The organism is Ilumatobacter sp., assembly GCF_046290335.1.
GTDB lineage: Bacteria > Actinomycetota > Acidimicrobiia > Acidimicrobiales > Ilumatobacteraceae > Ilumatobacter_A.
The window spans coordinates 310,851-333,215 of the sequence record NZ_JBKAGH010000004.1 but is presented as its reverse complement, the minus strand read 5'-3'; the positions used below and the strand labels follow the sequence as shown (position 1 = coordinate 333,215).

The 22,365-nt window shown below is 67.2% G+C and carries 16 protein-coding genes; 14 read left to right on the top strand and 2 right to left on the bottom strand.

Features of this window, described 5'->3' with window-relative positions; genetic code table 11:
- Nucleotides 1–10: 10 nt before the first annotated feature.
- From ACE37B_RS17595 to ACE37B_RS17585, 3 genes are read left to right on the top strand one after another with little or no spacing between them, the layout of a single operon-like run.
- Nucleotides 11–508 carry a 5-formyltetrahydrofolate cyclo-ligase gene (locus tag ACE37B_RS17595; RefSeq protein WP_409924643.1) on the top strand — a complete coding sequence of 166 codons (498 nt, stop codon included), beginning with the start codon at nucleotides 11–13 and terminating at the stop codon, nucleotides 506–508.
- The gene (locus ACE37B_RS17590) at nucleotides 489–1,469 is read left to right on the top strand and encodes a threonine dehydratase (RefSeq protein WP_409924642.1); all 981 of its coding nucleotides are present in this window, start codon (nucleotides 489–491) and stop codon (nucleotides 1,467–1,469) included. Before ACE37B_RS17595 ends, ACE37B_RS17590 begins: the two co-directional genes overlap by 20 nt.
- Nucleotides 1,470–1,506: 37 nt before the next feature.
- Nucleotides 1,507–2,253, top strand: a complete 747-nt coding sequence (locus tag ACE37B_RS17585; protein ID WP_409924641.1) for a hypothetical protein — start codon at nucleotides 1,507–1,509, stop codon at nucleotides 2,251–2,253.
- Here the strand turns inward: ACE37B_RS17585 and ACE37B_RS17580 are convergent.
- Nucleotides 2,240–3,160, bottom strand: coding sequence for a LysR family transcriptional regulator (locus ACE37B_RS17580; protein WP_409924640.1), 921 nt, complete (start codon nucleotides 3,158–3,160; stop codon nucleotides 2,240–2,242). The two genes, ACE37B_RS17585 and ACE37B_RS17580, sit on opposite strands and share 14 nt — an antisense overlap.
- A 72-nt stretch (nucleotides 3,161–3,232) precedes the next feature.
- Here ACE37B_RS17580 and ACE37B_RS17575 point away from each other — a divergent pair, with 72 nt between their 5' ends.
- From ACE37B_RS17575 to ACE37B_RS17565, 3 genes are all read left to right on the top strand, one after another.
- Complete coding sequence (locus ACE37B_RS17575; RefSeq protein WP_409924639.1) at nucleotides 3,233–4,534, top strand: inositol-3-phosphate synthase; 1,302 nt, start codon at nucleotides 3,233–3,235, stop codon at nucleotides 4,532–4,534.
- A 59-nt stretch (nucleotides 4,535–4,593) separates the two neighbouring features.
- Nucleotides 4,594–5,454 carry a bifunctional 5,10-methylenetetrahydrofolate dehydrogenase/5,10-methenyltetrahydrofolate cyclohydrolase gene (locus tag ACE37B_RS17570; protein WP_409924638.1) on the top strand — a complete coding sequence of 287 codons (861 nt, stop codon included), beginning with the start codon at nucleotides 4,594–4,596 and terminating at the stop codon, nucleotides 5,452–5,454.
- A gap of 222 nt (nucleotides 5,455–5,676) precedes the next feature.
- Nucleotides 5,677–14,523 (top strand): SdrD B-like domain-containing protein, encoded by an 8,847-nt coding sequence (locus ACE37B_RS17565; protein ID WP_409924637.1) that lies wholly within the window; start codon nucleotides 5,677–5,679, stop codon nucleotides 14,521–14,523.
- Here the strand turns inward: ACE37B_RS17565 and ACE37B_RS17560 are convergent.
- The gene (locus ACE37B_RS17560) at nucleotides 14,496–15,347 is read right to left on the bottom strand and encodes a LytR C-terminal domain-containing protein (RefSeq protein ID WP_409924636.1); all 852 of its coding nucleotides are present in this window, start codon (nucleotides 15,345–15,347) and stop codon (nucleotides 14,496–14,498) included. The genes ACE37B_RS17565 and ACE37B_RS17560 overlap by 28 nt on opposite strands.
- A gap of 189 nt (nucleotides 15,348–15,536) precedes the next feature.
- Here ACE37B_RS17560 and ACE37B_RS17555 point away from each other — a divergent pair, with 189 nt between their 5' ends.
- The 8 genes from ACE37B_RS17555 (at nucleotide 15,537) to ACE37B_RS17520 (ending at nucleotide 22,298) form a co-directional block, all read left to right on the top strand.
- On the top strand, nucleotides 15,537–15,998 hold the full coding sequence (locus ACE37B_RS17555; RefSeq protein WP_409924635.1) for an SRPBCC family protein: 462 nt from the start codon (nucleotides 15,537–15,539) through the stop codon (nucleotides 15,996–15,998).
- 210 nt (nucleotides 15,999–16,208) lie between these two features.
- Entirely contained in the window at nucleotides 16,209–18,044 is a 1,836-nt protein-coding gene (locus tag ACE37B_RS17550; RefSeq protein ID WP_409924692.1) for an acetolactate synthase large subunit, read from the top strand.
- The gene (ilvN, locus tag ACE37B_RS17545) at nucleotides 18,041–18,622 is read left to right on the top strand and encodes an acetolactate synthase small subunit (RefSeq protein ID WP_409924634.1); all 582 of its coding nucleotides are present in this window, start codon (nucleotides 18,041–18,043) and stop codon (nucleotides 18,620–18,622) included. The genes ACE37B_RS17550 and ilvN overlap by 4 nt, the downstream gene beginning before the upstream one ends.
- A 2-nt stretch (nucleotides 18,623–18,624) precedes the next feature.
- On the top strand, nucleotides 18,625–19,656 hold the full coding sequence (gene ilvC, locus ACE37B_RS17540; protein WP_409924633.1) for a ketol-acid reductoisomerase: 1,032 nt from the start codon (nucleotides 18,625–18,627) through the stop codon (nucleotides 19,654–19,656).
- Between the two features lie 113 nt (nucleotides 19,657–19,769).
- Entirely contained in the window at nucleotides 19,770–20,471 is a 702-nt protein-coding gene (locus ACE37B_RS17535; RefSeq protein WP_409924632.1) for a mechanosensitive ion channel family protein, read from the top strand.
- Entirely contained in the window at nucleotides 20,471–21,172 is a 702-nt protein-coding gene (locus tag ACE37B_RS17530; RefSeq protein WP_409924631.1) for an RNA polymerase sigma factor, read from the top strand. The genes ACE37B_RS17535 and ACE37B_RS17530 overlap by 1 nt, the downstream gene beginning before the upstream one ends.
- Nucleotides 21,169–21,522 (top strand): hypothetical protein, encoded by a 354-nt coding sequence (locus ACE37B_RS17525; protein ID WP_409924630.1) that lies wholly within the window; start codon nucleotides 21,169–21,171, stop codon nucleotides 21,520–21,522. The genes ACE37B_RS17530 and ACE37B_RS17525 overlap by 4 nt, the downstream gene beginning before the upstream one ends.
- Nucleotides 21,519–22,298 carry a mechanosensitive ion channel family protein gene (locus ACE37B_RS17520; RefSeq protein ID WP_409924629.1) on the top strand — a complete coding sequence of 260 codons (780 nt, stop codon included), beginning with the start codon at nucleotides 21,519–21,521 and terminating at the stop codon, nucleotides 22,296–22,298. The genes ACE37B_RS17525 and ACE37B_RS17520 overlap by 4 nt, the downstream gene beginning before the upstream one ends.
- Nucleotides 22,299–22,365: the final 67 nt, after the last annotated feature.

The following is a 22,365-nucleotide window of genomic DNA, read 5'->3' as shown; positions in this document are numbered from 1 at the left end:
TCCGCCGTCGATGGAAGCCGGAACGATCGCCGAACGCAAAGCCGTGCTCCGCCGCGAGATGCGAGCGCTTCGCCGCAACCTCCCCGACCGGCCCGAGCGGTCGCAAGCGATCGCTGCGCATCTCGCGGGTCTCGCCGAGTTCGCTGCGGCAGCACGTTTGCTGCTCTACGACGAGATCGTCGGCGAGGTCATCATGGCGCCGGTGCGTGACTGGTGTGCCGCTCGCTCGATGGAGGTCGCCGTGCCCGAGGACGACGTCGACCCCGCCTGGCCGGACGTGATCGTCGTGCCGGGACTCGCGTTCACCACACTGGGCGAGCGGCTCGGTCAGGGCGGCGGTTGGTACGACCGCTTCCTCCCGCACCGGCGCGATGATGCTGTCACCATCGGCGTGACGTTCGCGCCGCAGATCGTGGAGTCGATCCCGCTCGACGTGCACGACGTGATCCTCGATTGCATCGTCACGGAGGACGGGGCACGCTGGGGCGATGCACATCGCCGCGGATGAACTCGACCTCGCCATCCAGATCGTTCGCCGACACGTTCCTGCCACGCCGCAGTACCGCTGGACGATGTTGGAGGAGGTCGCCGGCTCGCGGGTGACCGTCAAGCACGAGAACCACACCCCGGTCGGAGCCTTCAAGGTCCGCGGCGGCCTCGTGTACTTCGATCGGCTCGTGCGTGAACGGCCGGAGGTGACCGGCGTGGTGAGTGCGACGCGCGGCAACCACGGACAGAGCCTCGCCTTCGCCGGACGCGTGGCGCAGCGATCGGTGACGATCTTCGTCCCGCACGGCAACAGCGTCGAGAAGAACGCGGCGATGCGTGCGCTCGGTGCCACGGTGATCGAACACGGCGACGACTTCCAGGCTGCGCGAGAGGCGTCGGTCGAGTACGCCGCAGAGCACGGCCTCGAGCCGGTGCCGCCGTTCCATCGCGATCTGGTTCTCGGCGTGGCGACGTACGCGAAGGAACTGTTCGACGCGACGGCTGACGACCCGATCGACACCATCTACGTCCCGATCGGGATGGGCTCGGGCGCCAATGCGATCATCGGCGTGCGCGATCTCCTCGGACTGTCGACCGAGGTCGTCGGCGTCGTGTCGGACCGCGCCGATGCGACGAAACGCTCGTTCGAAGCGGGTGAGGTTCGGACCACGCCGAGCGCCGACACGTTCGTCGACGGCGTGGCGACGCGTTCGCCCGACCCCGAGTCGATCGCCGGGATCATCGGCGGTGCCGCTCGCGTGATCTCGGTCAGCGACGACGCGGTCGCCGAGGCGATGCGGATCGTGTTCCGCACGACGCACAACGTGGCCGAGTCGGCCGGAGCGATCGCGTTGGCCGGTCTGTTGTCGGAGTCGCCCGCCGGGCGAGAAGCGCACCGGGCGTTCGTGCTGTGCGGTGGAAACGTCGACTCCGACCAGTTCGCGACGGTGCTGGCCGGGGAGACTCCCGTCGCGAAATGACCCGCGCGGCGATGCAGGTGCTGCAACACTTGGCGCCATGCTGCGCAACGCACCGATTCGCTCGCTCGCCACGCTGACGGCGCTGACCCTCGCGCTCGTCGCGTGCGGCGGTGGTGACGACGACACGACCGGTGACACGCTCGCCGACGTCGAACCCCCCGCCACCGAGACGACGACGACCGAGGTCCCGACCGTCGCGACGGCTGCGCCCGAGACCGCGCCTCCAGCGACGGAACCTCCGCCAACCGAACCGCCGGCAACGGAGCCGCCTGCCACCGAACCGCCGGCGACCGAGCCGCCGGTGACGGAGGCCCCCGAGCCCGACGACGGGAGTTGCCTCGAAGGTTCGTACCTGATCGATTCCGAACAGCTCAACGGCTACTACAACGCGCTCGCTGCCAACAGCGGTGCGGGGTTGACGATGAGCGCCGACGGCGTCGTCAACGTCTCCTTCTTCGACGGGGCGTACCAGTACGCGGCCGACTTCGTGCTGTCGCTCGAGGTCGCTGGAACCTCCGGCACCGGTACGGCGACCGGCAACGTGAACGGTAACTACACCGTCGAGGACAACGTGATCCTGGCCGACAACGAGACGAGCAGCCTCGACATCCAGATCACCGTCGCCGGCGTGACCATCGACGGCAGCGACCTCGGCAACGACCTGATCACCTCAGCGCCGATCAACGGTGCGCCGTTCACCTGTGACGGCGGCGTCGTCACGCTGTTGTTCCAGTCGGGCCCGACGCCAGACGTCCGTCACCCCGTGGTGCTCACCCCGTTCTGACCGCGCCCGCGCTGACGGCGACGTCGGATGTCGAAGCGCGCTGGAGTCGCAGTGCGAGTTCGTCGACGACCGGGTCGTCGATCACCCCGTCGCGACGTACGAGCACGAGTCGACGATCGATCAGCGGTGCGTGGTTGAGTCCGTCGCTGCCCTGGCTGCGGGGCAGGACGGTCCAGCCGACCCCGAGTCGCACCATCTCGCGCAGCACGTCGGGTTGATGTGACTCGGCGGCCACCGTGATCGGCGAACCGAGGGAGCGGAGTCGTCGTTCGACGATGTCGCGTGTGTGCGATCCCTTCGGGAACAACACCCACGGGCCCCAGTCGGCAGGGGTGCCGATCGCCACATCCGGCGGGGCGTAGACGACGAGATCTTCGTGTAACAGCGGCGTGGTCGTCACGTCCGGCGTCGGGGTCGGCGATTCCACGCACACGGCCAGGTCGATCGCTCCGATCGCCAATCGGTCGAGCAGCGTGCTGGACGGCGCGACCGTGAGGGTGATCTCGACGTCGGGATGTTCGGTTCGAAAGTCGCGTAGCACCTGGGGGAAGTGCACGACCGCTGCAACGTCGACCAAGCCGAGCCGGACGCGTCCGGCTCGCCCTTCCCCGATGCGCTGTGCCCACTCGACGAGGTCGTGTGTGAGCGCGATGACGCGTCGCGCGTGGTCGAGCACTGGGGCGGCCGTGACGCGCAGGACGCGTCGTCGGCCAACGGCGTCGAAGAGCGGCACACCGACGCGCCGTTCGAGTTCGGCCAATCCCTGCGACAGCGCCGACGGGCTGACTCCGACCGAGTGCGCCGCCGCGGCCCACGTGTCGGCGTCGGCGACGGCGACGAGGTACTCGAGTTGTCGCAACGACAGATCGGGCAGCGCAGGAGACGTGACGTGAGCTACCGAGGCCATGAGGTCCGTCAGCATAGTTCAGACTTGCTTCACTATTCGATTACATCGTTCGAGATCGCTTATGATCATCGGATGACTGAACGACAGATCGCTCCCGCCACCGGCAAGCTCGGCGTGTTGACGCCCGGCATGGGCGCCGTGGCCTCCACCTTCATCGCCGGCGTCATCGCTGCTCGCCAGGGCATCTCGCCGCCGATCGGATCGGTGTCGCAGATGGCCCACATCCGCCTCGGCACCAAGGAGGAGAACCGCAACCCGATGATCCGTGACTTCGTGCCGCTCGCCAGCCTCGACGACATCGTCTTCGGCGGCTGGGATCCGATCTCGCCGAACGCCATGGAAGCGGCCAAGACGGCCGGCGTCCTGCAGGGCAACGACCTCGATGCGATCTCCAAGGAGATGGAAGGCATCGTGCCGATGGAGGCCGTGTTCGACCAGCGCTGGGTGTCGCGCCTCGACGGGGTGCGCGTGAAGGACATCGCGAACAAGTGGGACCAGGCCGAAGCGCTGATCGCCGACATCGCGAAGTTCAAGGAAGAGAACGGCTGTGACCGCCTCGTCATGGTGTGGTGCGGTTCGACCGAGGCCTACCAGGAGCCGACCGACGTCCACAGCAGCGTCGCCGCGTTCGAGCAGGGCCTGCGGGACAACGACGACAACATCTCGCCGTCGCAGATCTACTGCTACGCCGCACTCCAGAGTGACGTGCCCTACGCGAACGGCGCGCCGAACCTGACCACCGATCTCGACTGCATGATCGAACTGTCGAAGACCAATGGCGTGCCGATCGCCGGCAAGGACTTCAAGACCGGCCAGACCTTGATGAAGACGATGCTCGCTCCGGGCTTCAAGGCCCGCATGCTCGGTATGCGCGGGTGGTACTCGACGAACATCCTCGGCAACCGCGACGGCGAAGTCCTCGACGATCCGGAGAACTTCAAGACCAAGGAGATGTCGAAGCTCGGCGTGCTCGGCGGGATCTTGCAGCCCGAGGTCTATCCCGACCTGTACGGCAACATCGACCACGTCGTGCGGATCAACTACTACCCGCCGCGGGGCGACAACAAAGAGGGCTGGGACGCGATCGACATCTTCGGGTGGCTCGGCTACGAGATGCAGATCAAGGTCGACTTCCTCTGCCGCGACTCGATCCTCGCCGCGCCGATCGTGCTCGACCTCGCGCTGTTCATGGACCTGGCCCACCGCGCTGGTTCGTCGGGCGTCCAGGAATGGCTGAGCTTCTACCTCAAGGCGCCCCAGGCCGCTGGCGACGCCGACGCGGAGCAGGACCTCTTCATCCAGCAGACGAAGCTGAAGAACACCCTGCGCGAATGGATGGGCGAACAACCCGTCACCCACTCCGAGGCCGGCTGACCCGCCTGGATCCGAACCGTATCGGTTTGTCTCTGAGACAAACCGATACGGTTCGCCGTATGAGCGCGGTGGTGATGGATGGCAATGCGTTGCGCGACGAGATCGTCGCGGGGCTCGCGGCGACGATCTCGGCGGCTGGGTCGCCGGAGATCTGTCTGGCGACGGTGCTGGTCGGTGACGACGGCCCGAGCCGGCGCTACGTCAACAGCAAGCACAAGAAGGCGGCCGAGGCCGGCATGGTGTCGCGCCATGCCGAACTCCCGGCAACGGCCACGCAAGCCGAGGTCGAAGCGGTCGTCGCCGAACTCGCCGCCGACCCGAACGTGCACGGCATCCTCGTCCAACTCCCGCTGCCCGACGGCCTCGACCCCGAACCGGTGCTCGACCTGGTTCCGGCCGAAAAGGACGTCGATGGGTTGACCGAGCGGTCGATGGGGCGCCTGGTTCGCAACCGCCCCGGGCTGGTGTCGTGTACGCCGCTGGGCGTGATGCGACTGCTCCAGAAGTACGACGTGCCGACTTCGGGTCGCCGCGCCGTGGTGATCGGCCGATCGACCCTGGTCGGTCTTCCGCTGTCGTTGCTCCTCAACCGCAAGGGCGCCGACGCCACCGTCACGATGGCGCATTCGCGTACCTCCGACATGGCGTCGGTCGTGCGCGAGGCCGACATCGTGGTCGGTGCCGCTGGCCAGGCGCGGATGATCACTGCTGACATGGTGAAGCCGGGCGCCGCGGTGATCGACGTCGGGGTGTCGCGGACGGAGGCGGGCATCGTGGGCGATGTCGACTTCGGGCCGGTCGCCGAGGTCGCGGGCTGGATCACCCCGATGCCGGGCGGAACCGGGCCGATGACGATCGCGTGTCTGCTCGAGAACACGCTGACCGCCGCGCGACTGCAAGGCGCGTTCCCCACTCACTGAGCGCAGTGTTGTGCGGCCTGCCGTTCGGTCACCTTGGGTGACCCGCCACCGTTCTGCGTGACCATCGCCTGATCACGGTGGGTGGCGTCGCTGTCGACGCAGCGTGATTTGCAGGTCAAGAGTCGGTCAAGTTGCAGCCGCAGGGGCACATCCGAGACGCCCCGCAGACCGCTGTTCCCTAACGTTCCGATCTGGCGGGAGAATTGAGCGGAAGGCTGTGTCATGCGGCAAGCGAATCGGGCCCTGGCGGGACTCGCAGCAATCGGATTGTTCGGCGGATCGGTGTTCACGCTGTCATCTGCCGGTGCACGAGGCGCGGATGGTCCTTCCGCCGCGCCCGCAGTAGCAGCGCAGTTCGACGACGGTGACTCCACCGTCGGCACCGACCCCACGACGACGGTGCCCGACTCGACGGTTCCGGACACGACCGTGCCCGACTCGACCGTCCCGGATACCACCACAACCGTTCCGGACACGACCACGACGGTTCCGGACACGACCACAACGGTTCCGGACACGACGACGACCGTTCCGGATACCAGCACGACGGTTCCGGATACGACCATGACCGTTCCGGATACGACCACGACCGTTCCGGATACGACCATGACCGTTCCGGATACCAGCACGACCGTTCCGGATACGACCACGACCGTTCCGGATACCAGCACGACCGTGCCGGATACGACCACGACCGTGCCGGATACGACCACGACCACGACGGTCGTCCCCGGGACGTTCTGTCTCGGGGATCGAGTCTGGATCGACCTCGACGCGGACGGGGTGCAAGACGACGGTGAGCCCGGCCTGGTCGGGGTCTCGATCACGGTGACCAACACGGCGACCAACGCGGCGGCCGAGACCGCCACGATCGCCGATGGCGCCTGGCAGGTGTGTGGCCTCGACGCCGGCACCTACGTGGTCGCCGTGACCGGTGGCGTGGCCGACGACCTCGTCGCGACGTACGACCTCGACAGTGGGCTCGCGGCTCCCGACGAGACGGTCACGATCGTCGTGGGCGACGACAACGCCGCCGTGCTCGACGACGTCGACTTCGGCTACACCGCCATCGACCCGGCACCCACGGGGGCGATCGGCGACACGGTCTACTTCGACGCCAACCGCAACGGCACCCAAGACGACGGCGAGCGGGGCGTCCCCGGCGTGACCGTCGACGTTCGCAACCTCGACACCGACCAGGTGCAGCGGGTGACCACCGACGACGATGGCCGCTACCTCGTCGACGAACTCCCGGCCGGACGCTACGTCGTGATCGTCGTCGGCGAACTGCCCGACGGGTTCGAGTTCGTCTCCGACCCGCGCGGCGAGACGCCCGCCGATGGCCGCAGTTCCGTCACGCTCGGGACCGACGAGGTCGTCCTCGACCAGGACTTCGGTATCGACGAGTCGGCACCGGCACCCGATGGGATCATCGACGTGGTCGTCTACCTCGACCTCGACGGCAACGGCTCGCGCAGCGACGGTGAGCCACCGGTGGGCGGCCAGACGGTCACGATCACCTCGCCCGGTCTCGATGGTGCGTTCGGGACGCTCGACGACGTGGTCGTCTCCGCGACGACCGACGACGACGGACGAGTCCGCACCGACCCGTTGCCCGACGGCCCGTACCGGGTCGACATCGTCGGCGGTGTCGCTGTCTCCGGCACGAACTCCGACGATCCCGACGGAGGGACGCCGAACCGCTCGTTCGTGACGATCGTGGACGGCGCGAACCCGCCGCAGCAGGTGTTCGGCTACACCGACGTGCCCCCGAACGGTGACAACGCGATCGGCGACACCGTCTGGAACGACGTGAATGCCGACGGTGTCGACGACGGCCCCGGCGCCGAACCGCGCCTTGCCGGCGTGCACGTCACGATCACCTGGCTCGGCGCCGACCGCGACTTCGGCGGCGGCGACGACCGCCTGATCGGTGTGTACACGACCGACGAGAACGGGCGCTATCAGGCCACCGGACTGCCCGATGGACGCTTCTCGGTCGTCGTGACCTCGGGTGTCCCCGCTGGTTTCGAGATCACCGTCGACCCCCAGGGCACCACCGACCCAGACGGTCGCAGCACCGTCACCGTCGTCGGCGGCCAGACCAACCGTGACCAGGACTTCGGCTACGTTCGCACAGCGCCCGAGGGCACGTCGTCGATCGGCGACCGTGTGTATCTCGACACGAACGGCGACGGTCGACCGGGCGATCCGGCCGACGAACCCGGGATTCCGGGCGTCACCGTCGTTCTCACGTTGCCGGGTGGCCAGACGGCAACCGCCGTCACCGATGGCAACGGCAACTATCTCTTCGACGGCCTCTCGGCTGGTACCTACCTGGTCGAGGTCGACGAGAGCACCCTGCCCGACGGGCTCGTGAACACCGACGACGAAGACGGCGAACCCGACTCGTCGACGAGCGTCGAACTCGGTGACGACGACGCGCACCTGACCGCCGACTTCGGCTACTCGACCGAGCCGGAGCCGCTCGGCTCGATCGGCGACCGCGTGTACCTCGATACCAACGGCGACGGCTCGCAGGGCGACCCGAGCGATGAGCCGGGCATCCCCGGCGTCACGGTGACGCTCACGTTCCCCAACGGTTCGACCGAGACGGCCACGACCGACGGTGACGGCAACTACCTCTTCGACCGTCTGCCGGCCGGTGACTACACGGTGACGGTGTCGGGCGGCTTGCCGGCCGGCGCGACCAACACCGACGACCCCGACGGACCCGCTGGCGCAGGCGACTCGACGAGCGAGGTGCGCCTCAGCGGCGGCGAGAACGATCTCGATCAGGACTTCGGCTACGACGCCGGAGCCCCGGGCGAGTCGGTGCTCGGCGACCGAGTGTGGCTCGACAGGAACGACGACGGCGTCCAGGATCCGGGCGAGCCGGGTCTCAACGGGGTGACGGTCGTGCTGACGCTTCCGGACGGTTCGACTCGCGAGGCCGTCACCACGGGCGACGGCGACTACCTGTTCACCGGTCTCGACGATGGCCGGTACACCGTGACCATCGCGGCGGGCATCCCCGGCGACCTCGGCCAGACCTACGACGCCGACGATGGCGTCGCTGCCGTCGACCGGTCGTCGACGACCGACCTGGTCGGGGCCGACCTCGATCAGGACTTCGGGTTCGTGGGTGGCTCGTCGATCGGTGATCTCGTGTTCGACGTGACGACCGGCGACGGCATCGGCGGCGTGCGGGTGACGATCATCGGCAATGGCTTCGAGATCGTCACGACGACCGACGACGACGGCAACTACCTCGTCGATGGTCTCCCGGCAGGCCGCTACACCATCGTGATCGATCAGAGCTCGCTGCCCGACGGCGTCGACCTGCTCAGCGATCCCGATGACGCCACCGACCCCGACGGCTCGTCGACCATCGTGCTCGGTGTCGACGACGACCGTCTCGATCAGGACTTCGGTGCCGGTCCTTCCGGTGCGATCGGCGACCGCATCTACCTCGACACGAACGGCGACGGCGTGCAAGGTGACCCGGCCGATGAGCCGGGCATCCCCGGTGTCACGGTCACGTTGACGTTCCCGGACGGCTCGACGCGTCAGGCCACGACGGACGACGACGGCAACTACCTGTTCGACCGCTTGCCGGCAGGCGAGTACACGGTCACCGTCACCGGCGGATTGCCGGACGGCGTCGACAACACCGCGGACCCCGATGGATCAGCGAGCCCGGACGGCCTCGGGGACTCCACGAGCGAGGTCACGATCGGAGCCGGCGAACGGAATCTCGACCAGGACTTCGGTTACGCGGCCGGCGCCCCCGGCGAGTCGCTGCTCGGCGACCGCGTCTGGTGGGATCTCGATCGTGACGGCGTGCAGGACGCTGGCGAGCCGGGGCTCAACGGCGTGACGGTCACGCTCGAACTCCCCGACGGTTCGACCCGCGATGCGGTCACCACGGGCGACGGCGACTACCTGTTCACCGGTCTCGACGACGGCACCTACACCGTCACGGTCACGGGCGGTCTTCCCGAGGGCCTCGTCGCGACGTACGACGACGACAGTGGCGTCGCCGATCTGGACGAGACCTCGACCACCGTGCTCGACGGCGTCGACCTCGAGCAGGACTTCGGCTACGTCGGCACGGGATCGATCGGCGACACGATCGCCCTCGATCGCGGCGACGGCGACCTCCTCGGCCTGCCGGGCGTCACGGTCACGGTCACCTACCTCGACGCGGGCATCGACATCGTCGTCACGACCGACGACGACGGTCGCTACCTCGTCGACGGCCTGCCCGCCGGCGACTATCGCGTCACCGTCGACACGTCGACGCTGCCCGACGGCGTCGTCCTGGTCGGTGACCCCGACGGTGGCGACGACTCGACGAGTCGCACGACGCTCGGAGCGGGCGACGACGACCTCGACCAAGACTTCACCTACGCCGGTACCGGCTCGATCGGCGATCGGGTCTATCTCGACACGAACGGCGACGGAATCCAAGGCGACCCTGCCGACGAGCCGGGCATCGACGGCGTGACCGTGGTGCTCACCTACCCGTCGGGAGCGACCGAGACGGCGACCACCGACGAGAACGGCAACTACCTCTTCGACGATCTGCCAGCGGGTGACTACACGGTGACGGTGACGGGCGGGTTGCCCGACGAGATCGCGAACACCGATGATCCGGACGGGCCCGACGGCGCCGGCGACTCGACGAGCGCCGTGAGTCTCGACCCCGGCGAAAGCGACCTGGACCAGGACTTCGGCTACGCAGCCGGCGCCCCGGGTGAGTCGGTACTCGGAGATCGTGTCTGGCTCGACCTGAACCGCGACGGTGTGCAGGACCCGAACGAACCCGGCCTCAGCGGCGTCACGGTGACGCTGACCCTTCCCGACGGCTCGACCAGCGACACCGTGACGGTCGACGACGGCACCTACCTGTTCACGGGCCTCGACGACGGCACCTACACGGTCACCGCGACGCCCCGGCCCGGATCCGGTCTCGCGGCGACCTTCGACGCCGACAGCGGCATCGCGAATCCGGACGAGACCTCGACGACCGACCTGGTCGGTGCGGATCTGCAGCAGGACTTCGGCTACGTCGGCACCGGCTCGATCGGCGACCTCGTCTTCTTCGACACCAACCGCAACGGCACCCGAGATGACGGGGAAGTCGGCCTCGGCGGTGTTCGGGTGACGATCTCCGGCAACGGGTTCGAGATCGTGGCGACCACCGACGACGAGGGCCGGTACCTCGTGGAAGGACTCCCTTCGGGGACCTACACGGTCGTGGTCGACCCGGACTCGTTGCCCGAGGGCGTCGAGTTCGTCAGCGACCCCGATGGGATCGACGACGGTGCGGTCGACGGGACCTCGGTCGTCGTGCTCGGACCCGGCGAGGAACGCCTCGATCAGGACTTCGGCGTCGCGACGCTCGGTGCGATCGGTGACCGCGTCTACCTCGACACCAACGGCGACGGGGTGCAGGGCGACCCGGCCGACGAGCCAGGGATCCCCGGCGTGACGGTGACGCTCACCTTCCCGGACGGTTCGACCGAGAGCGCGACGACCGACGACGACGGCAACTACCTCTTCGACCGGTTGCCGGCCGGTGAGTACGTCGTGACGATCATGGGTGGCCTCCCGGACAACGTCGACAACACCGACGATCCGGACGGCGCTGCTGACCCGGACGCTCCTGGCCGTCTCGGCGACTCGACCAGCACGGTCGACCTCGGACCCGGCGAGCGCGATCTCGACCAGGACTTCGGCTACGCGGCCGGCGCTCCCGGTGAGTCGGTGCTCGGTGACCGGGTCTGGTTCGATCGCAACCGCGACGGTGTGCAGGATGCGGGTGAACCCGGCATCAACGGCGTGACCGTGACCGCGACCGACGAGAACGGCGTCGTGCTCACGACGGTGACCGCCGGCGACGGCGACTACCTGTTCAGCGGGCTCGACGACGGCACCTACACGGTCACGGTGACGGCCGGTGTGCCGGCCGGGCTCGGCCCGACCGGCGACGCCGATTCGCCCGCCGACGGCAGCAACACGGCCGGCGACGAGACCTCGTCGGTCGACCTCGTCGGCATCGATCTCGACCAGGACTTCGGCTATGCGGGCGACGCATCGCTCGGCGACCGGGTCTGGCTCGACACGAACCGCGACGGTGTCGAAGACCCGGACGAGCCGGGAATCGGCGGCGTGACCATCGTCGTCACCTGGTTCGGTCCCGACCAACTGCTCGGTACGGCCGACGATCTGAACTTCGAGACCACGACCGGCGACGACGGCCGCTACGCCATCGACGGCATCCCGGCCGGCGCGTACCGCGTGACGCTCGACCAGACGACGCTGCCCGACGGTGTCGCACAGACCTACGGTCTCGCTGGCGGTGCCGATGACCCGCAGCCGACCGTGCAGCTCAATCTCCCTGCCGGTGCGAGCCGCGACGATGTCGACTTCGGGTACACCGGGAGCGGCGTGATCGGCGACACCGTCTACCTCGACTTCGACGGCGACGGCGTGCAGGGCGACGACGAGCCGGGCGTGCCCGGCCAACGCGTCACCCTGGTCGGCGACAACGGTGTGGTCGACTCGACCGTGACCGACGAGAACGGCAACTACCGCTTCGAGGGCCTGCCCGACGGGACGTACACGGTGACGGTCGACGGTGGAATCACCGACGCGGCGACGAACACCGGCGACCCCGATGGCGGCGAGACGAACACCTCGACCGTCGTGCTGGACCAGGGCGCCCGCGAAGATCTCGATCAGGACTTCGGCTATCGCGGTGACAACGGCCTCGGCGACACCGTCTGGTTCGACGAGAACGCCGACGGTAACGACGACGCGACCGAGCCCGGCATCGACGGTGTCGACGTGATCGTCACGTGGTTCGGCCCCGACGGGACGCTCGGCACCGACGACGATCTCGTACTACCGACGCTGACCACCACCAATGGCGGCGACTACGGCATCGACGGGCTCCCCGACGGGAGCTACTCCGTCGAAGTCGATCGCTCGACACTGCCTGGCGGCTTCGACCCGAGTGCCGATTCCGGCGACGGGCCCGGCGAGCCGACCGACGGCATCACCGTCGTCGGGTTGAGCGACGGCACCACCGACGACGGCATCGACTTCGGTTTCACCACCGGTGGGTCGATCTCGGGCACCGTCCTGCTCGATCAGAACGCGAACGGCACTGGCGATGTCGGTGAGCCAGGTCTCGGCGGCATCCGAGTCGTGCTCACCGGCCCGGATGGCCTGGAGCGCGAGACCTTCACCGACGACGACGGCAATTACACCTTCCCCGGCCTCTCTGCCGGCGAGTACATCGTCACCGTCGACGAGTCGACGCTTCCGGGTGGGGTGTCGATCACGTTCGACTCCGACGGCAACGACGACGGATCTACCCCGGTCACACTCGGCGACGACGAAGACCGCGAGAACGTCGACTTCGGGTACGTCGGCGAGGGGGAGATCGGAGGCACGATCTTCCTCGACCTCGACGGCAATGGCACGCAGGACCCCGGCGAGCCGAGCGTTCCCGGTCAGACCGTGACCGTCACGTCCGCCGGCCCCGATGGTCAACTCGGCACCGACGACGACGTCGTGCTCACCACCACGACCGACGACGGTGGTGACTACCTGGTCGACGGCCTGCCCGACGGCGAGTACGCCGTGACGGTCGGCCCGGGCGGTCTGGCAGATGCAGCCGACAACACCGCCGATCCCGACGGCGTGCTCGATGGCACGACGACGGTGACGCTCGGACCCGACGACGGACGCTCGCAGACCGACGAGGACTTCGGCTATCGGGGCGACAACAGCATCGGTGACACGGTCTACCTCGACGCCAATGGCAACGGTGTGGACGACGGCGCCGCCATCGATCCCCGCGTCCCCGACGCGACGATCACCGTCACCTGGGCCGGCGTCGACGGACTGCCTGGCACCGACGACGACATCGAGTTCACCACGACGACCGACGACAACGGCGAGTACGGCGTGTCGAATCTGCCGGACGGCACCTACACCGTCGTGCTCGACCCGACGTCGTTGCCGACGGGCACGGCACCGCTGAACGATCCCGACGATGGCGCACCCGACGGCGTGAGCGTCGTCGAACTGAGCGGTGGCACGATCGACGACGACCAGGATTTCGGCGTCGGAGGTCTGGGTGTCATCGGTGACAGCGTGTGGCTCGATCTCGACGGTGACGGTGTCCGCGACCTCGGCGAGCCTGGTCTCGCCGGGGCAACGGTGACCGCGACCTTGCTCGGCGCCGACGGCGAACCCGGCGGTGGCGACGACCAGGTCTTCACGACCACGGTCGACGAGTCGGGCAACTACCTGTTCGAAGGGCTCCCGGCCGGCGACTACATCGTCGAGGTCAGCGGGTTGCCGGGCGGCCTCGTGCCCACGTTTGACTCCGACGGCGGCAACGACGGGACGTCGCGGGTCACGATCGGTCTGGACGAGGTGAATCTCGATCAGGACTTCGGCTTCGCCGGAACCTCCGGACTCGATGGCACGGTCTTCGACGACATCGACGACGACCAGACGCAGGACGCCGGCGAGCCCGGCGTTCCCGGTGTCGACGTCATCATCACGTGGGACGGCCCCGATGGGCCGATCGTGATCCGGACGCAGACGGATTCGAACGGTGACTGGTCGGTGGACAACTTGCCGTCGGGTTCGTACACCGTGACGGTCGACCCGACGTCGCTGCCGGCGAACACGACGGTGTCGATCGATCTGCCGATCGCGATCGAGTTGCCGGTGGGAGAGGTCGTCACCGTCGACATCCCCGTGGGACTCGACATCGACCTCGGCCCCGTCGATCCGGCACCGACCACGACCGTGCCCGCCACGACCGTGCCTGCCATCACCACGCCCACCACGACGCCCACCGGGACGGGGGTGTCGCCGACGACGACCGCGCCAGCAGCGCCCAGCCGATCGCTGCCCACGACGGGTTCGGCCTACGGCGATCTACTGGTGCAGATCGCCCTCGCGGCGCTCTTGGTCGGCGCGGTGCTGCTGATGGTGCGTCGACGTGACGATCAGGGGTTCAACGTTCCCAAGGACTGATCGGCCTGGTTGGTGCCGAGCAGCAACAGCACGTCACCGTCGATTTCGCTGGACTCGGTGGGTATCTCGTCGGGCATCGGCTCGACTTCGACCCCACCGAGTGCGGCGGCGAGCGCTTCGGCATCGGCCTGGGCGCCCTCGGCGTCGGTGTAGTGCACGACCGAGTCGGCGAGCTGCACGACGGCGTTCGTCGCCTCGCCGACCGTGAAGCCGGCGTTGTCGAGCGTGGTGGACATGCGGCCGGCCGAGCCGCTGACGCCGCTGGCGTTGGCGACCACGATCGTCAGTCCGTTGGTCTCGACGTCGGGCGTTGCGGTTCCGCTCAGCTGGTCGATCGTTCGATCTGCCTGGTTGTTGCCGAGCAGTACCAGGACCTGCGCGCCGGCGATGTCACCCGACTCGGTGGGGACCGTCTCGGGGAGTGCCTCGACGGTCACCCCGCCGAGCGCACGACCGACCGACTCGGCCACGGCCTGAGCACCTTCGGCGTCGCTGTAGTAGACGATCGAGTCGTCGACCTTGTCGATGCCGTTGGTCGGGGTGGCCGTGGTGAAGCCGGTCAGGCCCAGCTCGTCGGTCATCCGCCCGGCTGCTCCACCGACGATGCTCGAGTTGGCGACCACGACGGTCGCCCCTTCGGTGACGAGCGGCGGCAGGGTCGTCGTGGTGGGCGTGGTCTCGGGAGGATCGGTCGCCGGTGGCGTCGGCGCAGCCGTAGCGACCGGGACGTCGGTGGTGGTCGTGGCCGGCGCATCGTCGCCGCCGCCACACGCGGCGAGAGCGAGCACGCCGACCAGCGCGACGGGAGCGACACGAGGGAACATGTTCACAAGTCTTGCCGATCCGTCACCTCCGAACGCGCCATGGAAGCGTCGAACCGCCAAACCCGCCCAGCGATGAGAACCGCCGCGAACACTCCACGCCGGTTCTCATCGCTGGGGAATGGGCGGGTGTGACGCAGCGCACCGGGCTCGTCGCAGCGGCATGGCGTCGTTTCGTGGCACGATCAGACCATGGCGAACATCGAGTTCACGGTTCCGTATCGCTTCGAGGCCCCCGCGAAGCAGGTGTGGGACGAACTCGTCGACTGGGCGGGTCATGCCGCGTGGATCCCCGCAACCCGGGTCGAGGTGGCACCGGGTGATCCGACGGCGCCGGGCGCCACGTTCACGGCGTGGACCGGTATCGGCAAGTTGTCGCTCGAGGACCGAATGCGCGTCGTGTCGTGCGACTGGGACGATGCGTCTCAGTCGGGGGCTTGCGAGGTCGAGAAACTCGGACCGATCCTGCTCGGGCGGGCCGCCTTCACCGTGACCGCCGACGGTGACGGTGCACGTCTGGAATGGGTCGAAGATGTGAGGGTGAAGCGGGTTCCGCAGTTCGTTGCGCCCGTCGCGGCGAAGATCGGGGCGCTCGGCTTCAAGCAGGGGATGCGCAAGCTCGCCAAGCTGCTCGCCTCACGATCCGAGCGATGAGAACGGCTGCGGACGGGTCGCGCAGATTCTCATCGCGTTGGGAACGCGCTCAAGACTTGCGTTCGACGGTACGATGATGGTTGTATGAACCCCGTGAACGCGACGACTCGTTTCCTCGTAGTACTCATCCGGTAGCACGCCCGGATCCGATCTGCGCGTGCCCTGACCTCCCAGCCGGGAGGTCTTTCGCTTTTTCGGACCTGTTTCCCCATCCCGAACACTTCCCCCCGACACTCACGCAAGCAAAGGCATACGACGATGGCTTCACCAGCTGATCAACCCACCGGAGGCCCAGAGCGCCTCACCGGCGCGCAAGCGCTCATCCGTTCGCTCGAGAAGGAAGGGGTGGAGGTGATGTTCGGATACCCGGGAGGCTGCATCCTGCCGGCGTACGACCCGTTGCTCGAGTCGTCGATCCGCCACGTCCTCGTCCGCCACGAACAGGGCGCGGGCCACATGGCCGAAGGCTACGCGCACGTCTCGGGCAAGCCCGGCGTCGCGATGGTCACCTCCGGCCCCGCGGCGACCAATCTCGTCACCCCGCTGATGGATGCGTACATGGACTCGATCCCGATGGTCGCGATCACGGGGCAGGTGCCCACCGCAGCGATCGGCTCCGACGCCTTCCAAGAGTGCGACACCGTCGGGATCACCCGCTCGTGCACGAAGCACAACGAACTGGTGATGAACGCACAAGACGTGCCGATGGCCGTGCGCCAGGCGTTCCACATCGCGACGACCGGACGTCCCGGCCCGACGCTGATCGACGTCCCCAAGGACGTGCTCATCAACCAGATGGACTGGTACTGGCCGACCGACGAGGAGGTGCTCGCGAGCCTCCCCGGCTACCGCCCGAACGTGAAGGGTCATCCCCGGATGATCAAGGAGGCAGCCAAGCTGATCCTGCAATCGGAGCGCCCGGTCGTCTACGCAGGCGGCGGCATCCTCAAGGCTCGTGCGGCGGAGGCGCTGGCGGAACTCGTCGAGCTGATCAAGGTCCCGGTCGTCACCACGCTCATGGCTCGTGGCGCCTTCCCCGACGATCACGAACTCAACCTGGGCATGCCCGGCATGCACGGCAACGCCACGGCGATCACGGCCATGCAGAAGTCCGATCTGCTCATCGCGCTCGGCGCTCGCTTCGACGATCGCATCACGGGCAACGTCGACGCGTTCGCCGCCGGCGCAAAGGTCATCCACGTCGACATCGACCCGGCCGAGCAGGGCAAGGTGCGCCGACCCGATGTCCCGATCGTCGGCGACGCCCGCCTGGTCATCGAGGAGATCATCGTCGAGATCAAGGCGCTGCTCGCCAACGGTGTCACCCAGGCCGACACGTCGGCGTGGAAGAGCAAGGTGTCGGGCTGGCAGGAACAATTCCCGATGACCTACGCGCCGTCGGAGCCCGGTGAGGCCCTCAAGCCGCAGTACTGCATCGAGCAGCTCCGTGACCTGGCTCCGGAACGCACGATCGTCACGTCTGGCGTCGGACAGCACCAGATGTACGCCTCGCAGTACTGGCGCTTCAACCACCCGTACACCTGGGTCAACTCGGGTGGATTGGGCACGATGGGCTTCTCGATTCCGGCAGCGATCGGTGCCAAAGCTGCGTTCCCGGAGGCAACCGTGTGGGCCGTCGATGGCGACGGTTGCTTCCAGATGACCGCGCAGGAACTCGTCACCGCGACGTTGGAGAACCTGCCGATCAAGGTCGCGCTGCTCAACAACCGGTATCTCGGCATGGTCCGCCAATGGCAGGAGATGTTCTACGACGAGCGCTACTCGTCGGTGTTCCTCGACTCGGCATCGGTGCCCGACTTCGTCATGATGGCCGAGTCGATGGGCTGCGCAGCGATCAGGGTCGAGTCGCCCGAAGAGGTCGCGCCGGCCATCGAGAAGGCCAACTCGATCAACGACCGGCCGGTCGTCGTCGAGTTCCGCACCGAAGCAGCCGAAGGCGTGTTCCCGATGGTGCCCGCGGGGGCCAGCAACGACGACGTCATCCTCCATCCCAGCCAGCAAGACCGTAAGGACCACCTCAAGTGACCACCATCAACCTCTACTCCGGCCAGGCGGTCAACCACCACATCCTGTCGGTGCTCGTGCAGAACCGTCCGGGCGTCCTCGCCCGTGTGTCGGGGCTGTTCGCTCGCCGCGGCTTCAACATCTTCTCGCTGGCGGTCGCGCCGGCGGAAGACCCCGGGATGAGCCGGATCACGATCGTGGTCGACCTCGACTCCGCGCCGCTCGAACAGATCACCAAGCAACTCTTCAAGCTGATCGACGTCGTCAAGATCTCCGAACTCGATCCGCGCCGCTCGGTCGAGCGCGAACTGCTCATCGCCACGGTGCGGGCGACGGCAGATCAGCGCAGCGAAGTGCAGGGTCTCGTCGACATCTTCGAGGGCAAGATCATCGCCGTCGCCGAAGAAGCGCTCACCGTCAGCCTGGAGGGTCACCCCGACAAGCTCGACGATTTTGAGGAATTGCTCGATGGATATGGCATCGTTGAGCTGCAGCGCACCGGCCGGGTGGCGTTGCCCAAATTGGATCGTGGCGCGCGCTTGCGCGCCATCGGCAACACATCAACATCTGGCTCATCAACATCTGGAAAGGCTGGCTGACCATGGCCGTCACCGTGTACTACGCAGAGGACGCTGACTCCTCGATCATCCGAGGCAAGAAGGTCGCCGTCATCGGCTACGGGTCGCAAGGCCACGCTCATGCACTCAACATGAAGGAATCGGGCGTCGACGTCGTCGTCGGTCTCCGTGAGGGATCGTCGTCGGCCGCCAAGGCCGAGGAGGCCGGCCTCACCGTCATGTCGATCGCCGACGCGGCGAAGGCCGCGCAGGTCATCATGATCCTCGCTCCCGACACCGAGCAGAAGAAGATCTACGACGAGCACATCGCGCCGAACCTCGACCCGGGAGACGCCATCGCGTTCGCGCACGGCTTCAACGTGCACTTCGGTCGCATTCAGGCGCCCGAGGGCATCGACGTCATCATGATCGCCCCGAAGGGCCCGGGCCACCTCGTCCGGCGTACCTTCACCGAGGGTGGCGGTGTGCCGTCGCTGATCGCCGTGGCCCAGGATGCAACCGGGACGGCCCGCGCGGTCGCGATGTCGTACGCCGACGCGATCGGTGGCACCCGCGCCGGTGTCATCGAGACGACGTTCAAAGAAGAGACCGAGACCGACCTGTTCGGTGAGCAGGCCGTGCTCTGCGGCGGGCTGACGCAACTCGTCCGCGCCGGCTTCGAAACGCTGACCGAGGCGGGCTACGCCCCGGAGATGGCCTACTTCGAGTGCTTGCACGAAGTGAAGCTCATCGTCGACTTGATGTACGAAGAAGGCATCGCCGGCATGCGTTACAGCATCTCCGACACCGCCGAGTACGGCGACCTCACTCGGGGTCCGCGTGTCGTCACCGACGCCACCAAGGCGGAGATGAAGAAGATCCTCACCGAGATCCAGACCGGACAGTTCGCCGACGAATGGGTCGCCGAGTCGGAGTCAGGTCGCGCGAATTACCATCGGATGCAAGACGAAGGAAAGCAGCACCCGATCGAGGAGATCGGCGCCGAGCTCCGTGCCATGATGCCGTTCATCAACGCCGGAAAGCAGAAGGTCGCAGAGGCATCAGGCGGAGCCTGATGCGGCGACTGCGTCGCCAGCGGCTGGCGCCGCGCCTGATTCGCGACTTCGTGTGAGGTGAGTGCGTCCCTTTTCCGACCGTCAGATCGACGGTCGGGAAAGGGAAGAATCACATGGTTGCCATCGATTGGACACAGGGTCTCGAAGACGCCTGGAACGACGTTGCGACGTTCGTTCCGAAGTTTGCCGCAGCACTTGCGGTCTTCATCATCGGCTGGATCGTTGCAAAGCTCATTCGCAAAGCCGTCGCGAGAGTTCTGAACAAGATCAAGCTCGACAGCTACGTGGACAAGGCCGGAATCGGCGCTCCACTCGAACGAGCGGGATACCCGAACTCGGTCGACTTGATCGTCAAGATCATCTACTTCGGCCTGATGCTGCTCGTCTTGCAACTCGCAGTTGGAGTGTTCGGCGACTCCGACATCTCGAACGCCATCGATGACATGGTGGCGTTCATCCCGAGGCTCGTCGTCGCGATCGTGATCGTTGTCATCACGGGTGTCATCGCGAATGCCGTACGCGAACTGATCGCCCCGGCGGTCGCGCACCTCTCGACTGGCGACCTTCTGAAGAAGGTGGCCGTTGCGGGGATCTGGTTGATCGGAGCGTTCGCGGCGCTGGATCAGTTGCGGGTTGCCGAAGACGTCGTCGACGTGTTGTTCGAGACGATCGTCTACAGCCTTGGCTTCATCCTCGTCATCAAGTTCGGTGTCGGCGGTATCTGGGCAGCTCGCGACCGCTTCTGGCCAGCCGTCTACGACCAGGTCAGCCCCGAGCCGAAGACGGCCAGCATCGGTTCCGATCCAACCGACTGATGCACGCGTCGTCGATCGTGGATCTCGGGGCTGGCCCTCGAGTCGCTGCGACCGACGACTCACCATGTGCGGGAACCGGTGCCCATCGGCAACAATGTCGGTGGGCGCAGGTTCGCGTCCTGACCCGATCGAGCGCGACCACCACCTTGACGACCGACACCACCTCACTGCCGCCTCAACCGGCTGAGTCGACCGAACATGATTTCTCCGCGCTCGTGGAGGAACACAGCACGGCGGTGTATCACCTGGCGCGCTCGGTGGTCCGCGACGCATCGCTCGCCGACGACGTCACCCAAGACACGTTCATCAAGGTCTGGAAGCATCTCGACGACTTCCGCGGAGAGAGTTCGATCCGGAGCTGGATCCTGCGGATCGCGCACAACTCCGCCGTGTCGACGCTCCGCACGATCAAGGACAGCGCGACCGCACCATCGATGCTCCCGGAAGGGGCGGATCCGATCGGCACGACTCGGGTCGTGGAGGGGCGGCTTGCCGCCGATCACTTGCGTCGAGCGATCGAAGAACTCGACGAATTGAGCCGTGAGATCGTCGTGCTTCGCGAGGTCGAGGGGATGTCGTATGACGAGATCGCTGCCATGCTCGACATTCCGGTGTCGACGGTCAAGACGCGCTTGTTGCGGTCTCGGCGCTACCTGGCGACCGCTCTCGCAGCGTGGCGGGCGGGAGAGGACGAGCGATGAGCGGCCGTCCATTGACGCATCCCAAGCGAGCGCTGCTCGTCGCTTGGCTCGAAGGCGCGCCCGACGTCGACGACGCGATTGCCGAGCACGTGGGCCACTGCACGAAATGCGCCGGGCGACTGTCCGAACTGGCAGACGCCGACGGGCGTGAGGGCGGAGGCGACGAGGACGCGCTGGCGGATGCGTTGCGAGAGATCTACGCCCCGCCGCCCGACCTCACGCAGCGGGTGATGAACAAGATCGACGAACGAGAACGGGCCGACCGGGAACTGAGCCTGTTCCTGGGCTTGTTCTCGATTGGCAAGGACGCGGCGGAGTTGTTCCTGCCGCCGGATGGAGACGAATCATGAACATCTGGATCAGCGCGGTCCTCGCCATCATCGCCGGTGCCGCCGTCGGTACGATCGTGTCGCGAGTCGTCGCCGCGCAACTCGCCAAGAGCAAGATCGCTGCGGTGCGGGACTCGTCGTCGGCGCTCGCCGGTCTCGCGTTGTCAGCCGGGGTCGTGATCGGGCTGTTTGTCGCACTGGGCTTCGTGGCTCCTGACGAACTCGAGCAGTTGGGCGATGACACGATCGCCTTTCTTCCTCGAGCGATCTCGGCGCTGATCATCGTGATCGGAGCAAATGTCGCTTCGACCTTCGCGGCGGCCGCGGTCGCCAAGTCACTCGCCGGAACGGGCGCAGCGGCCCGGTTCGCGCCGATGATCGCGAAGGTCGCCATCCTCGGCGGTGGGGCGATCGTGGCAGCAGGTCAGACGAAGGTCGACACGGCGGTGATCAACATCGCGGTGGCCGCGCTGCTGTTGGGCCTGGCAGGTTCGATCGCGTTGCTGACGGGGCTCGGCGGGCGTCAAGTAGCTGGAGAGATCGCAGCGGGACGCGCCTGGCGCACTCAGTTGCGGGCGGGCGATCGAATCCGAGCGCTCGTGCGTTCGGGATCGCCGACGTCGGAATCGATCGTCGAGGGCGTCGTCGTCGAGGTGCATCCGACCGTGGTCGAGGTCGATGCGCGTGGCACCACGGTGTTCGTGCCGAACTCGCGTCTGCTCGACTCCATCGTCGAACGTGAGCGTCCGGAACCCGTCGACGCCGAGGCCATGCTCGAAGGCGAAGCCACCGCCTGAATCGGCATCTCGGCTCCTGGCTCGATCCGTGCCCCGATGCTCGGCCGTTTTCTTGCTGACGCAAGTG

Bases quoted from the DNA above. Each gene is read 5' to 3' on its own strand.
- ACE37B_RS17595 (WP_409924643.1), top strand. From the start codon at position 11: ATGGAAGCCGGAACGATCGCCGAACGCAAAGCCGTGCTCCGCCGCGAG.
- ACE37B_RS17590 (WP_409924642.1), top strand. From the start codon at position 489: ATGCACATCGCCGCGGATGAACTCGACCTCGCCATCCAGATCGTTCGC.
- ACE37B_RS17585 (WP_409924641.1), top strand. From the start codon at position 1,507: ATGCTGCGCAACGCACCGATTCGCTCGCTCGCCACGCTGACGGCGCTG.
- ACE37B_RS17580 (WP_409924640.1), bottom strand. From the start codon at position 3,160: ATGGCCTCGGTAGCTCACGTCACGTCTCCTGCGCTGCCCGATCTGTCG.
- ACE37B_RS17575 (WP_409924639.1), top strand. From the start codon at position 3,233: ATGACTGAACGACAGATCGCTCCCGCCACCGGCAAGCTCGGCGTGTTG.
- ACE37B_RS17570 (WP_409924638.1), top strand. From the start codon at position 4,594: ATGAGCGCGGTGGTGATGGATGGCAATGCGTTGCGCGACGAGATCGTC.
- ACE37B_RS17565 (WP_409924637.1), top strand. From the start codon at position 5,677: ATGCGGCAAGCGAATCGGGCCCTGGCGGGACTCGCAGCAATCGGATTG.
- ACE37B_RS17560 (WP_409924636.1), bottom strand. From the start codon at position 15,347: ATGTTCCCTCGTGTCGCTCCCGTCGCGCTGGTCGGCGTGCTCGCTCTC.
- ACE37B_RS17555 (WP_409924635.1), top strand. From the start codon at position 15,537: ATGGCGAACATCGAGTTCACGGTTCCGTATCGCTTCGAGGCCCCCGCG.
- ilvC (WP_409924633.1), top strand. From the start codon at position 18,625: ATGGCCGTCACCGTGTACTACGCAGAGGACGCTGACTCCTCGATCATC.
- ACE37B_RS17535 (WP_409924632.1), top strand. From the start codon at position 19,770: ATGGTTGCCATCGATTGGACACAGGGTCTCGAAGACGCCTGGAACGAC.
- ACE37B_RS17530 (WP_409924631.1), top strand. From the start codon at position 20,471: ATGCACGCGTCGTCGATCGTGGATCTCGGGGCTGGCCCTCGAGTCGCT.
- ACE37B_RS17525 (WP_409924630.1), top strand. From the start codon at position 21,169: ATGAGCGGCCGTCCATTGACGCATCCCAAGCGAGCGCTGCTCGTCGCT.
- ACE37B_RS17520 (WP_409924629.1), top strand. From the start codon at position 21,519: ATGAACATCTGGATCAGCGCGGTCCTCGCCATCATCGCCGGTGCCGCC.